The following is a 13,437-nucleotide window of genomic DNA, read 5'->3' on the forward strand; positions in this document are numbered from 1 at the left end:
AGAACTGCTCTTGAATTGTTCGTGCAACCGTACCTTGCAGAGCGCTGCACTAATGCGCACTCAAACACCACGGATCGGTGCGAATTGTCGAAACCCGGCTTTCCCACCCCGGATTGTCGGCAAACGCGGCGTCGAGCACCGATTTCGCCTGCGCACACCACGGGTATTCACTAGCCCAATGGGCGACGTCGACCAGTGCCGGGCCACCGGCACGAAGATGCTCGTCCGCGGGATGATGCCGCAGGTCCGCAGTGACGTAGACGTCGGCGCCCAGCGCCGCCACCACGTCCAGATACGAGTCGCCGGAACCGCCGCACACCGCCACGGTACGAACGGTCGCGTCCGGATCTCCGGCAGCGCGAACACCCCACTCGGTCGAGGGCAGTGAGCGCGCCACTCGCGCCGTGAACTCTCGCAATGTTTCGGGGTGCTCGAGCTCACCCACCCGCCCCAGACCGAGCGAACTGGGGAACGCTGCGAGTTCGAAGACATCGAAGGCTGGTTCCTCGTACGGGTGGGCGGCACGCAATGCGCCCAACACCGCACTTCGCTTTCCGCGTGGGGCAATCACTTCCACACGATCCTCGCGAACCTGCTCCACAGCGCCGACAGTCCCGATCGTCGGATTCGCACCGTCGGCTGGCAAGAACTGACCCGTACCGGTGACCGTCCAACTGCACTGGCTGTAGTCACCGATCCGCCCAGCCCCTGCCTCGAAAAGTGCATCCTGCACGGCCGATGCATTCTCCACCGGAACCATGACGACCCACTTGTCGAGCGGCTGCGTCGGCTTGGGTTCGATCGGGCGCAGCACGGTCAGGCCCAGGGCCTGCGCCAACGCGTCGGACACTCCGGGGTCGGCGGAGTCCGCATTGGTGTGCGCCGAGAACAGTGCGCACCCCGCCTTGATGAGCTTGTGGACCAACGCACCTTTGGGTGTGTGAGCACCGACGGTGTCCACCCCACGCAGCAGAAGTGGGTGGTGAACGACCAGAAGGTCGGCACCGGAGGCGATGGCGTCGTCGACCACTGCCTCGGTCGGATCCACCGCGAAAACCACTCTCGTCACCGCGTCCGCAGGATCGCCGCAGACCAGACCGACCGAATCCCACGATTCCGCCAGGGCGGGCGGATAAGCAGATTCCAGCACGGCTATGACGTCCGCAAGAATTGGGCCGCTCACAAGATCTCCTTCATCGCTTCGATCAGTACCGAGACCTGCTCGGCTGGACGGACGGCAACGCGCAACTGATCGGGCCCGAGTCCGGGAAAGGTGTCGCACCGGCGGACGGCGATACCGCGGGCACGCAGGTGCTCTCGCATCGAGGCGCCGTCGCGGACGTCGACGAGCACGAACGGCCCCGCAGCGGGTTCGTGCACGGCAATCCCGATCTCGGTCAGTCGCCGGGACATGTCTCGGCGGTCTGCGGCAATCGATTCGGCTTTGATCCTCGACTGCTCGACCGCGAACGGTTCGCAGCACGCCGTGATGGCCTCGATCTGCAGACTGCCCAATGGCCAGTGGGCTCGGCCCTGAGCCAGTCGAGCGAGAAGATCCGGAGAGCCGATCGCGTACCCACACCGCAATCCGGCGAGTGCCCACGTCTTGGTCAGGCTCCGAAGCACGAGTACATCCGCCGACTCGACACCTGCGATGCTCTCCGCTTCGCCGGGGATCGCGTCGCCGAATGCCTCGTCCACCACCAGGATCCGGCCCGGCCGACGCAATGCCAACACATCGGCCTTGGGGTGAAGCACGGACGTCGGATTGGTCGGATTGCCCAGAACGACAAGGTCCGCGGATTCTGGTACCTGCGCGGCCCGAAGCTCGAAAGGCGGCTCCAGAATCACCTGCGTCACCGGTACACCGGCCTCTCGCAGCGCCAGTTCCGGCTCGGTGAAGGACGGATGGATCAGCGCTGCCGACCGAGAGCCCAGGCGCGGCAGCATCGCGAATCCCTCGGCACCGCCCGAGAGCAACAACACCTCTTCGGGCCGGCGCCCGTGCCGCTGCGCGACGGTTTCGCGGGCTTTCAGTTCCGCTGCAGCCGACGGGTACGAACCGAGCGTCGACAGCCCTGCGGCCAGCCGATCCCGCAACCACTTCGGTGGGCCGGAGCCTTGAACGTTGACGGCAAAATCGAGTAACCCGGGCTCCGCTTCGACATCTCCGTGATGTCGCAAGCTCTCCAGGTCAACCGTTCCGGTACTCACCCGGTCAGCCTACGGTCGAGCACCGTGCGCGGACATCACCCCTGCCGTCCGGGACAATGAGTGCCGTGACGACACCACCCCTCGACCGTTTTCCTGTAGTTCTGTTCGATCTGGACGGAACCATCACCGATTCCGCTCCCGGCATTCACGGCGGCTTCCGACATGCGTTGGCAACTGTCGGCCATCCGGAGCCGACGGAAGCGATGTTGGCATCGGTGATCGGCCCGCCGATGGTCGATACCTTCAGGTCACTCGGCATGGCCCCGGCGGACGTGGATCGGGCGATCGCCGCGTACATCGAGCGTTACGACGCGACCGGGTGGCAGGAGAACTCGGTGTACGAGGGTATGGACGTCGTCCTGGGTAAGGCTCGCGCGAGCGGCACCCGACTGGCCGTCGCCACCTCGAAGTCGGAGCGATTCGCCATTCGCATCCTCGAGCATTTCGGCCTGGCCGAGCACTTCGAGTTCATCGGCGGCGCAAGTGACGACGGAACTCGTCGGGCGAAACCCGATGTGATCGCGCACTCGCTGACCTCACTCGGGATCACTCCCGTCCTCGCCGCCGACGGCGGAACCCCCGACGTGCTCATGATCGGCGATCGTGATCACGACGTGCTCGGCGCCGCGAAGTACGGCATCCCCACCGTCGTCGTCGAATGGGGCTACGGTTCCGCCGAGGAAGCGCGGCAAGCGTTTCGCTCCGTATCGTCGGCATCCGAACTGGGAGGACTTCTCGATGGCCGCCTCTGAACCACTCCACGTGACGTTTGTGTGCACCGGCAATATCTGCCGGTCACCAATGGCCGAAAAGATCTTGCTCGCGCATCTGGGCCGTGAAGGCCTCGCCGACCGGGTGCGTGTCAGCAGCGCCGGTACCGAGGGGTTTCACACCGGTAGCGAGGCCGACGAGCGGACCAACGTCGTGCTCCGAGCGGCCGGATATCCGACGGGCCACAGCGCCGCGCAGGTCAATGCAGATCATCTCGCCGCCGATCTTGTCGTCACCCTCGACACCGGGCACGAACGTGAGCTTGCTCATCTCGGCGTGCCCACCGAGCGTCGGCGCCTACTGCGATCGTTCGACCCCGAGGCGGACGGAGAATCGGTTCCGGACCCGTACTACGGGGATCAGGAGGACTTCGAACTGGTTCGAGACCAGATCGAAGCGGCCATTCCCGACATACTCGACTGGATCCGCGAGCGAGCCTGAATCCGGAGCAAAATTCACTCCCGTTCGGGCAACGGATACCGTGGACGTGTGCGAAGACTGAAATTCCTGTTGCGGCCCGGTTGGTTGGTACTGGCAGCTGTGGTCGGGCTCTTCGCCTACCTGTGCTTCACCGTGCTCGCTCCGTGGCAGCTCGGCAAGAACACGAAGACCGAGCACCGCAATGATCTGATCTCGAACTCGATCAACGCGGAGACCGTGCCGATCGGTGATGTCATCGCCGATTCGACGATCGCACCGGACGACGAATGGCGAAACATCACCGCGGCAGGTACCTATCTGCCCGACGCCGATATCCTCGTCCGCCTGCAGTCCATCGAGGGCGCGCCGTCGTACGAGATCCTGACGCCTTTCCGCCTCGACGACGGCCGCACGATCCTCGTCAATCGCGGATACGTTCGGCCGATCAACGGCGCCGAGGCACCGCCCATCGCTGCGCCGCCGACCGATCCGGTCACTCTCAACGGCCGTGTGCGCCTGTCGGAAGGCACTGCTCCCGGCCGAGTTCCGATGTTCGAGGACGGCGCGAAGCAGGTCTACTCCATCGACGCACAGCCGATCGGCGAGTTCATCGGAACGGACCTGATCGACGCGTACATCCAACTCGAACCCGACCAGCCCGGCGGTCTCGGCACGATCCCGCTCCCCCAACTCGACGCGGGCCCCTACCTCTCGTACGGGTTCCAATGGCTGGCGTTCGGCATCATGGCGCCGCTCGGACTGGCTTACTTCATTCGCGCCGAGTGGCGCGAACGTCGCAAGGAAAAGGCAGCTCAAGCAGCTGTGGACGGTTTCGCAGCCGACGACGCCGCTGCCGAGACGACCCCGGAAGCGGCAGTGTCCGCGCCTGCCGCACCCCCCGCCGAACCGGCTCGTACCTTCAGCCGTCGCAAGAAGCCGGAGCCGGAATCAGTGCCGCTCACGGCGCAAGAAGCCAAACTTGCCGATCGATACGGCAATACCCGCTGAAATACCCGCTGACACCACAGCTGCACTGATCTGCACCGCCGACGAAAGCCTCGCCGCGCGGCGCAGATCGTTCGGCGTCGGGACAGGCCCGCGGCCGAGGACGGGACGCATCTCCACCCCGTGCGCATACTCGGTCCGACCACCCAACGAAATGCCCAACGCCCCTGCCGCCGACGCTTCCGCGACGCCCGCATTGGGGCTTGGATGAGCCGCTGCGTCGCGTTTCCACGCTGCCAGTGATTCCTGAACCGAGCCGCCCACCACCGGTGCACACGCAGCCGTCAGCGCGCCGGTCAGCCGAGCCGGGACGATGTTGACCAGGTCGTCGAACCTCGCCGCAGCCCACCCGAATCTGAGGTACTTCTCGGAGCGGTAGCCGATCATCGCGTCGAGTGTGTTGGCAGCGCGGTAGACGAACAGACCTGGCACGCCCGCAATTGCGCCCCAGAACACTGCGCCGACGGTTGCATCCGAGGTGTTCTCGGCAACCGACTCCAGTGCTGCACGCGTGAGGCCCTCCTCGCCCAGCACCGAGGGATCGCGTCCGCAGAGTGAAGGAAGTAGCTCACGCGCTTTCGTCAGGTCGCCGTCGACCTGTGACGCCTCCAATCGAGCGGCCATGTCGATGCCGGTGCGTGCAAGCGACGTCCCGCCGAGCACGGCCCAGGTAGCTATCGCCGTCGTACCCGTGACGGCCACCCAACCGGCCCGGCGCGACGCTGTTTCGGCTGCGAGCCCAAGTCCTGCGGTGCCGGCCAAGAGCACGGCGACATGAAGTGTTCCGGCCGCGCGCGAGTCCCGGTAGGACATCTTCTGCAGCGCGATAGCCGCGGTTCCGAAGCCGGCGACCGGATGGAACCGCCCCGGATCGGCGAATGCCCGATCCGCAACGAAGCCGAGGAGAATCCCGGCAGCTCGCGCATTGAATCGAGATTGGGACGAGCGAACCGAAATTTGCACGAGCGTAGTTGTAGCAGCCACGCTCGTTCTCTGGCCAACCGTCACGTGTCTGCCCGAGCTGATCTCTAGCCGTCCCAGTCGATCGTCAGATAGATCAAGCGGTGCATTCGGTTGATCTCCCAAACGCGGGCAATCCCGGTCGCCAGTGCGTCGCTTTGGGAACGAACCCGGATCGTCTGCCCCGGGAACAACGCAACACTGAGACTGGGCATCTCGGCGATATGTATGTGCGGACGGGTGGGATGCACGCGCGTCGGGTCGACGGCTACTTCGATCACAGAACTGGACATGCGTCCAGGATGGCGTATTGCGGACAATTCGTTGCCGAAAATGAAAAAACCCCGATCTGCGTCGACATGCAGATCGGGGCTTGAATTCTTCGGTGGGCGCGGAGGGTTTCGAACCCCCGACCGCTGGTGTGTAAAACCAGAGCTCTACCACTGAGCTACACGCCCGAACTCCCGGTGAGACCCTCACCGGGAGTGCTCTAAGACTCTAGCGCGGCAAGCGCGTTTGCCCAAAGTCCGTGGTCACGGGCTTCTCCGGGGCCGTTCATCTCGGCAAAACGAATGACTCCGTCTTTGTCGATGACAAAGGTGCCACGATTCGCGAAGCCCAACTTGTCGTTGAACACCTCGTACTTCTGAGCGACTTCACCGTGCGGCCAGAAGTCCGACAGCAAGGGAAATGTGTATCCCTGCTCAGCTGACCAGATCTTGTGAGTCGGCGAAGCACCGACAGAAATCGCGAGAATGGCAGTGTCGTCGTTCTCGAACTTCGGAAGCTCGTCACGGACCTTGCAGAGTTCCCCCTGACAAGTCCCGGTGAAGGCCAACGGATAGAAGACCAGCAGAACATTCTTCTTACCGCGGAAATCTGCTAGCGAGACTTCCTGGTTGTTCTGGTCCTTCAAGGTGAAATCCGGTGCCTGGGCACCAACTTCGAGAGGCATGTGCAATTCCTTGGGAAAGTGCGGAAAGGGCCGGGTCAGCGCTTGTTGGCCGGACGAGCCTTCGGCTGAACCAGTCGACTTCCCGACCAGTCACCGAGGTTGGCTGCCGATGTCTGCGTCAAGCCGGCAGTCGGCGCCGATTCGGCGATCTCGCTGGGCTCGACATGTCCGTCGAGACCGGTCTTGGGAGTGAGAACCCACACGAAGCCTTCGTCGGCGAGGGGCCCGATGGCATCCATCAAGGCGTCCACCAGGTCACCGTCCTCGTCGCGCCACCACAGCAGCACGACGTCGATGACCTCGTCGGAATCCTCGTCGAGCATTTCCCCGCCGATGGTTTCCTCAACCGCGGCACGAATGCCGTCGTCGGTATCCTCATCCCAGCCCAGTTCCTGCACCACCATGTCAGTGGTAATCCCGAGTTTCTGAGCGTAGTTCTGGGCATCCGCCGCGGCGACCACGGTGGGGTCCTCCTTTTGTTGATGGTGTGTGGCGACCCCGCACACCTACCGTTTGACGATCAATTAGGGAAAGCGAACATGGTCTGAGGCGTTAGCGCAAGCCGACCACGCCGAAAACTTTCACCAAAGATCGTCTTCTGACACACGGCGAACCTTACGCCTGCGGATTACCGCAGGTCACAGGGATCCACATTCATCGAAGATCGACTTGCGAATCGAATTGCTCGTATCGCTGATCGAATTGATTTCATCCGCCGAATGATCACTCTCGATCACGACTGCAGATGAACGTAAGTTCGCGGCCAATTCGTCGAACAGTCCGGAAAGTTGCGCCGGAAGTTCACTCGCGACCGAGTCGAACCACGAGGCGGTGTCCCTGGCCGACGAAGCAGCAGCGCTTGCTTCGGCTCTCAGGTCGGTCTCACCATGATTTCCGGCGTCGACGTAGGCATTGAACGCGACCACGTCGTTTTTCGATCGAGAGACCGCTTCCTCACAGATCGCGAAAGCTGCCTCTGCCGCATCTGCCGCCGCTTTCGACGAGGACGCGGCGGCCATCGAAACACTCACCTCGGATTGGTATGCAGCCACGTGCGCTTCATTGGGTACTGCCGATCCGGTCACCGCCGCCGAACATCCCACGATCACCGACAGTCCCACTGCAATCGATCCGACCGAGACCCACGCCCCGACCCTGCCGTAATTGATTTCTTTGTTTATTTTTTCCCACCCCTTCATACGTTCCGATCGATCCCCCAAGCCTGTGACTACGGGGAACCATCACACCCCTGCGTCACGCCGAAAAACGCTACCCGAGAGTAACCAGAGGCGAGGTGTGCCGGACCGACCGGGATGGTGAAAGATGAGGTACGCGCCATATTCACGATGGAAGTGCGTCGGACCTAACAAGGCCTCGATCACCTATGTAAGGACGCCCCACCACGCGTCCCCAAACCAATGAGGAGCACACGTTGTCTGACCTGATCCAGGGTCCCGCGTCCGGGCAGAACGCCGATTCCGGCGCCGCCGGCGAGTCGGGTTCGCCCGCGTCGAACACGCCGGGGGGAACCGACGGTCGCGTTCGCGTCATTCGCGAAGGTGTTGCGTCGTACCTGCCGGACATCGATCCGGACGAGACCACCGAATGGCTCGAATCATTCGACGGACTTCTGGATCGATCCGGACCCACGCGTGCCCGCTACCTCATGCTCCGCATGCTCGAACGCGCCGGTGAGAAGCACGTCGCACTCCCCGCGCTCACCTCGACCGACTACGTCAACACGATTCCGACCGAAAACGAGCCGTGGTTCCCCGGCGACGAAGAGGTCGAGCGCCGCTATCGCGCCTGGATCCGTTGGAACGCCGCGATCATGGTCCACCGCGCGCAGCGACCGGGCGTCGGCGTCGGCGGTCACATCTCCACCTACGCATCCTCGGCAGCGTTGTACGAGGTCGGCTTCAACCACTTCTTCCGCGGCAAGGACCACCCGGGCGGTGGCGACCACATCTTCATCCAGGGTCACGCCTCCCCTGGCATCTACGCACGCGCCTTCCTCGAGGGCCGCATCCCCGCGGAACAGCTCGACGGATTCCGCCAGGAGAAGTCCCACGCCGACTTCGGCGGCGCACTGCCGTCCTACCCGCACCCACGGCTGCTTCCCGACTTCTGGGAGTTCCCGACGGTCTCGATGGGCCTCGGCCCGATGAACGCCATCTACCAGGCCCGGTTCAACCACTACCTCAACGACCGCGGCATCAAGGACACCACCGATCAGCACGTGTGGGCGTTCCTCGGCGACGGCGAAATGGACGAGCCCGAATCACGCGGCCTCGCTCACGTCGCGGCAACCGAAGGCCTCGACAACCTCACGTTCGTCGTGAACTGCAACCTCCAGCGCCTCGACGGCCCGGTCCGCGGCAACGGAAAGATCATCCAGGAACTGGAATCGTTCTTCCGCGGTGCCGGCTGGAACGTCATCAAGGTCGTCTGGGGTCGCGAGTGGGATGCGCTGCTGCACGCCGATCGCGACGGCGCACTCGTCAACCTGATGAACGTGACGCCGGACGGTGACTACCAGACGTACAAGGCCAACGACGGCGCGTTCGTGCGCGATCACTTCTTCGGACGTGACCCCCGCACCAAGGAACTGGTCAAGGACCTCACCGACCAGGAAATCTGGAACCTCAAGCGCGGTGGCCACGACTACCGCAAGGTCCACGCCGCCTACGCAGCGGCCATGGCACACAAGGGCCAGCCGACGGTCATCCTGGCGCACACCATCAAGGGCTACACCCTCGGTAAGCACTTCGAGGGCCGCAACGCCACACACCAGATGAAGAAGCTGACGCTGGACGATCTCAAGGCGTTCCGCGACATGCAGCACATCCCGATCTCGGATGCCGAGCTCGAGAAGGATCCGTACATGCCTCCGTACTACCACCCGGGCGCGGACGCTCCCGAGATCAAGTACATGCTCGACCGTCGCAAAGCACTCGGAGGGTTCCTGCCTTCCCGCAACACCGACGCTGCTCCGCTCAAGCTCCCCGAGGACAAGACGTACGACGTCATCCGCAAGGGCTCGGGCAAGCAGGAAGTCGCCACCACCATGGCGATCGTGCGCATCCTCAAGGAACTGTTGCGAGACAAGGAGATCGGCAAGCGGATCGTGCCGATCATTCCGGACGAGGCCCGTACGTTCGGTATGGACTCCTGGTTCCCGTCGCTGAAGATCTACAACCGCAACGGACAGCTCTACACCTCCGTCGACGCCGAACTCATGCTCGCCTACAAGGAGAGCCCGATCGGCCAGATCCTGCACGAGGGCATCAACGAGGCCGGTTCGACGGCATCGTTCACCGCAGTCGGCACGTCCTACGCCACCCACGGTGAACCGATGATTCCGCTGTACATCTTCTACTCGATGTTCGGTTTCCAGCGCACCGGCGACGGCCTGTGGGCGGCCGCCGACCAGATGGCTCGCGGATTCGTTCTCGGCGCGACCGCCGGTCGTACCACTCTGACCGGTGAAGGTCTCCAGCACGCCGACGGACACTCGCTGCTCCTGGCATCGACCAACCCGGCCGCTGTCACGTACGACGCCGCCTTCTCGTACGAGTTGGCGCACATCGTCAAGGACGGATTGCGCCGCATGTACGGCGGCACCGAGGGCGTCGACGGTTTCGGTGGCGAGAACATCTTCTACTACCTGACCATCTACAACGAGCCGTACGTTCAGCCGGCCGAGCCCGAAGGTCTCGACGTCGAGGGCTTGCTCAAGGGCATCTACCTCTACAAGACGTCCGAAGCAGCCGGCCCGAAGGCACAGATCCTCGTCTCCGGTGTCGCGATGCCCGAGGGTCTGCGTGCGCAGAAGCTGCTCGCCGACGAATGGGGCGTCTCGGCCGATGTCTGGTCGGTCACGTCCTGGGGTGAGCTGCGCCGCGAAGGCGTCGAATGCGAACGTCAGGCGCTGCTCAATCCATCCGAGGATGCTCCGGTTCCGTTCGTCACCACGGCGTTGTCCTCGGCCCAAGGCCCTGTCGTCGCGGCTTCGGACTGGATGCGGGCGGTCTCGGATCAGATCCGTCAGTGGGTTCCCGGCGACTACACCACGCTCGGCACGGACGGGTTCGGGTTCTCCGACACACGCACTGCAGCGCGTCGCTACTTCAATGTCGATGCCGAGTCCATCGTCGTTGCCGTGCTGATCGGTTTGGCGAAGGAAGGATCGATCGAGCGGTCGAAGGCCGTCGAAGCAGCGAGCCGATACCGCATCGACGACGTGAATGCTGCTCCCGAGCAGACCGGGGACACCGGTAGCGCCTAAGTCGTAGGGCAACAGTCCCAGCGATCGAAAACAGACCTACGCCCACCGCCGCGGGTGTCATCTCGACATCCGCTGCGGCGATGGGCGTAGGTTTTTCTCATGCCCGAACCTGATCCCGAGAAACCCGAAGAGGGCGTACGCCGCACTCGACCACAGTCGTCCGGGTTGCAGGCTGTACTCGCCCGCCGTCGTCAGGTTCGCGATCCACTTCCAGAAGCCTTGCTCCGCCGCGTCAAACAGTTCTCCGGTCGGCTCTCCACCGAGGCCGTGACCGTGATGGAGGAGCAGCTTCCGTTCTTCGACAGTCTCGACGCGTCGCAACGTGCCGACGTTCAACTCTTGGTGCAGACGTCGGTGGTGAATTTCCTGGAATGGCTGCGGCAACTCGACTCGGAGATCAGCTTCGGATACGAGTCGTTTCCGGTCATCCCTCAGGATCTTGCTCGACAGCTCACGCTGCGCCAGACCGTCGACATGGTCCGGGTGGCGATGGAGTTCTTCGAGAAATGGCTGCCGGCTCTCGCCCGCAACGATCAGCAGCTGATCGCGCTGACAGAAGCTGTCCTGCGCTACGGGCGTGAACTCGGTTTCGCAGCAGCGACGGTGTACGCAAGCGCCGCCGAGTCGCGGGGTGCCCTGGACACGCGACTGGAAGCGCTCGTCGTCGACGCCGTCGTGCAGGGAGACACCGGCTCGGACATGCTCTCCCGCGCAGCCACCTTGAACTGGGACGCCACGGCTCCGGCCACCGTCATCGTCGGGTCTCCCCCGCCGGACGAGCGGGTCTCGGTTGCCGGCACCGTCCACGCGACTGCCGCCGCGCACGGGCGCGCTGTTCTCGCCGTGGTGCAGGGTCCGCGACTGGTGATGATCGTCAGCGGCGAGCTGAGCAGTAAGACGGAAGGCAGCCAATTCCTTCAAGACCTGCTCATGAGTTTCGCCGACGAGCCGGTGGTGATCGGCCCGACAACGCCCTCGTTGAGCGCAGCACACTTCAGTGCGTCCGAAGCTCTCGCGGGAATCAAGGCCGTCGCCGGGTGGCGCGGCGCACCTCGTCCCGTTTTCGCGACTGAACTGCTCCCGGAACGGGCACTACTCGGAGACGACGCTGCCGTAAAGGCTCTTCGCGATTTCCTGGTCGCACCTTTAGCGGAATCCGGCACAGTCTTGACCGATACTTTAGACAGTTATCTCGACTGTGGAGGTGCGGTTGAGACTTGTGCACGTCTTCTGTTTGTTCATCCAAATACCGTTCGGTACCGCTTGAAGCGAATCGCGGAAGTTACCGGCCGGGATCCTACGAATCCACGCGACGCATACGTACTACGGATCGCCGCTACCGTGGGCCGATTGACACAAATCGATCTCAAATCGAACAATTCGGTTACTTCAGTCACATCTTTAACATCCGGACAAACAAACCTGTAACCCCCGAGCGTCCAATTTCGATGGCCGGGCGCGACGTGGGATTTTGTGGGAACCCTACAAAACACTTCGCCAGAGTTCATCGCGACCGACATCTCGCAGGTCACTCGCGGCGGTGTTCTCTTAATAAGTGATTTCGTTGCTCGCCCCGGGACAGGGCTCTCAGACACCCGGCATGCTCAGCCCATGGCTGGCACTGCCCGGAGCGCAAGACCGCCTCGAAGTGTGGTCGAAGGCAGCCGGCCTTGACCTCGTCCGACTCGGCACGACCGCGACTGCAGAAGAAATCACCGACACCTCGGTAACCCAGCCCCTCGTCGTTGCCGCTGCTCTGCTGGCGTACGAGGAAATCGAATCACGTGGGCTCCTCGGCGCCGACGTCATCGCTGCCGGCCATTCAGTGGGTGAACTTGCCGCTGCTGCGGTCGCCGGTGTTATTTCCGCTGACGACGCGGTCGCGCTTGCCGCCCTCCGCGGCGCCGAGATGGCCAAGGCTTGCGCGCTCGAGCCCACCGGCATGTCAGCCGTTCTCGGTGGCGACGAAGCCGAAGTGCTCGCACGACTCGAAGAACTCGGGTTGGAAGCGGCCAACCGCAATGCGGCCGGCCAGATCGTGGCTGCCGGACTGCTCACCGCGCTCGAAGAACTCGCAGCAAACGCACCCGAAAAGGCCCGAGTCCGCGCACTGCCCGTCGCCGGCGCTTTCCACACCCGATTCATGGCACCTGCACAGGATGCCGTCGCAGCTGCTGCCGCCAAGATCACCCCGTCCGATCCGACGCGCACGCTGCTTTCCAACTCGGATGGCGCCCCAGTCTCCTCGGGCGCCGACGCCCTCACCAAACTTGCCGCGCAGGTAACCCGCCCCGTTCGTTGGGACCTCTGCTCCGCGTCGTTGCGGACAGCAGAAGTCAGCGCGATCGTGGAACTCCCGCCGGCCGGAACCCTCGTCGGAATTGCCAAGCGCGAAATGCGTGGCACGCCGACGGTGGCCCTCAAGAACCCGGAGGATATCTCCGCACTGTCCGAGCTGACCTAGCTCGGACGCCCACCCGGCCGATCAGCCCGAACGGCGGCCGGACGTTTCACCCCACCTCAATCGATCAAGAAGGGAGCCACACCAGTGGCCCACACTCAGGAAGAAATCATCGCGGAACTCGGCCAGATCGTGGAGGAGGTCACCGGTATCGAGCCTTCCGAGGTCACCGTTGACAAGTCTTTCGTGGACGACCTCGATATCGACTCCCTGTCCATGGTCGAGATCGCTGTTCAGACCGAAGACAAGTACGGCGTGAAGGTCCCCGACGAGGATCTCGCAGGCCTGCGCACCGTCGGCGACATCGTCGCGTACATCCAGAAGCTCGAAGCCGAAGGCGCCGAAGCCAAGAACGCAGAGTGA

At 63.5% G+C, this 13,437-nt stretch carries 14 protein-coding genes and 1 tRNA gene; 7 read left to right on the plus strand and 8 right to left on the minus strand.

Translation table 11 applies throughout. The features are described from left to right. Nucleotides 1-49 precede the first annotated feature (49 nt). Both AC1DVN_RS09625 and cobC read right to left on the minus strand, forming a co-directional pair. The gene (locus tag AC1DVN_RS09625) at nt 50-1,183 is read right to left on the minus strand and encodes a Nif3-like dinuclear metal center hexameric protein (protein ID WP_019748956.1); all 1,134 of its coding nucleotides are present in this window, start codon (nt 1,181-1,183) and stop codon (nt 50-52) included. After that, nucleotides 1,180-2,214 (minus strand): Rv2231c family histidinol phosphate aminotransferase CobC, encoded by a 1,035-nt coding sequence (cobC, locus tag AC1DVN_RS09630; protein ID WP_046378731.1) that lies wholly within the window; start codon nt 2,212-2,214, stop codon nt 1,180-1,182. The genes AC1DVN_RS09625 and cobC overlap by 4 nt, the downstream gene beginning before the upstream one ends. A gap of 56 nt (nt 2,215-2,270) precedes the next feature. On the opposite strand from cobC, the gene AC1DVN_RS09635 reads away from it, so the two are divergent. From AC1DVN_RS09635 to AC1DVN_RS09645, 3 genes are read left to right on the plus strand one after another with little or no spacing between them, the layout of a single operon-like run. Next, nucleotides 2,271-2,966, plus strand: coding sequence for an HAD hydrolase-like protein (locus AC1DVN_RS09635; protein ID WP_019748958.1), 696 nt, complete (start codon nt 2,271-2,273; stop codon nt 2,964-2,966). Beyond that, nucleotides 2,953-3,426 (plus strand): low molecular weight protein-tyrosine-phosphatase, encoded by a 474-nt coding sequence (locus AC1DVN_RS09640; RefSeq protein ID WP_477993750.1) that lies wholly within the window; start codon nt 2,953-2,955, stop codon nt 3,424-3,426. The genes AC1DVN_RS09635 and AC1DVN_RS09640 overlap by 14 nt, the downstream gene beginning before the upstream one ends. A 48-nt stretch (nt 3,427-3,474) precedes the next feature. Continuing rightward, nucleotides 3,475-4,413, plus strand: coding sequence for an SURF1 family cytochrome oxidase biogenesis protein (locus tag AC1DVN_RS09645; RefSeq protein WP_020969922.1), 939 nt, complete (start codon nt 3,475-3,477; stop codon nt 4,411-4,413). On the opposite strand, the gene AC1DVN_RS09650 is transcribed toward AC1DVN_RS09645, so the two are convergent. From AC1DVN_RS09650 to AC1DVN_RS09675, 6 genes are all read right to left on the minus strand, one after another. Beyond that, nucleotides 4,354-5,373: a cobalamin biosynthesis protein gene (locus AC1DVN_RS09650; RefSeq protein WP_406682412.1), complete on the minus strand. Its 1,020-nt coding sequence runs from the start codon at nt 5,371-5,373 to the stop codon at nt 4,354-4,356. The genes AC1DVN_RS09645 and AC1DVN_RS09650 overlap by 60 nt on opposite strands. A gap of 65 nt (nt 5,374-5,438) precedes the next feature. Next, a complete protein-coding gene (locus AC1DVN_RS09655; RefSeq protein WP_003941648.1) occupies nt 5,439-5,663 on the minus strand; it encodes a hypothetical protein in 225 nt (74 codons plus the stop codon). A gap of 93 nt (nt 5,664-5,756) precedes the next feature. Beyond that, a tRNA-Val gene (locus AC1DVN_RS09660) sits at nt 5,757-5,828 on the minus strand. A 32-nt stretch (nt 5,829-5,860) separates the two neighbouring features. Next, on the minus strand, nt 5,861-6,325 hold the full coding sequence (locus AC1DVN_RS09665) for a peroxiredoxin (RefSeq protein ID WP_019748962.1): 465 nt from the start codon (nt 6,323-6,325) through the stop codon (nt 5,861-5,863). Between the two features lie 35 nt (nt 6,326-6,360). Continuing rightward, nucleotides 6,361-6,786 (minus strand): DUF3052 domain-containing protein, encoded by a 426-nt coding sequence (locus AC1DVN_RS09670; RefSeq protein WP_003941575.1) that lies wholly within the window; start codon nt 6,784-6,786, stop codon nt 6,361-6,363. 177 nt (nt 6,787-6,963) lie between these two features. Next, nucleotides 6,964-7,377, minus strand: a complete 414-nt coding sequence (locus AC1DVN_RS09675; RefSeq protein ID WP_229756913.1) for a hypothetical protein — start codon at nt 7,375-7,377, stop codon at nt 6,964-6,966. A 380-nt stretch (nt 7,378-7,757) separates the two neighbouring features. Here AC1DVN_RS09675 and aceE point away from each other — a divergent pair, with 380 nt between their 5' ends. From aceE to acpM, 4 genes are all read left to right on the plus strand, one after another. After that, nucleotides 7,758-10,613, plus strand: coding sequence for a pyruvate dehydrogenase (acetyl-transferring), homodimeric type (gene aceE, locus AC1DVN_RS09680; RefSeq protein ID WP_477993751.1), 2,856 nt, complete (start codon nt 7,758-7,760; stop codon nt 10,611-10,613). 99 nt (nt 10,614-10,712) lie between these two features. Continuing rightward, nucleotides 10,713-12,041, plus strand: a complete 1,329-nt coding sequence (locus AC1DVN_RS09685) for a PucR family transcriptional regulator (protein ID WP_019748966.1) — start codon at nt 10,713-10,715, stop codon at nt 12,039-12,041. Between the two features lie 127 nt (nt 12,042-12,168). Beyond that, nucleotides 12,169-13,077 carry an ACP S-malonyltransferase gene (locus AC1DVN_RS09690; protein ID WP_020908154.1) on the plus strand — a complete coding sequence of 303 codons (909 nt, stop codon included), beginning with the start codon at nt 12,169-12,171 and terminating at the stop codon, nt 13,075-13,077. 84 nt (nt 13,078-13,161) lie between these two features. Further along, complete coding sequence (gene acpM / locus AC1DVN_RS09695) at nt 13,162-13,437, plus strand: meromycolate extension acyl carrier protein AcpM (RefSeq protein WP_003941649.1); 276 nt, start codon at nt 13,162-13,164, stop codon at nt 13,435-13,437.

Source organism: Rhodococcus sp. P4_E4 (assembly GCF_056401575.1).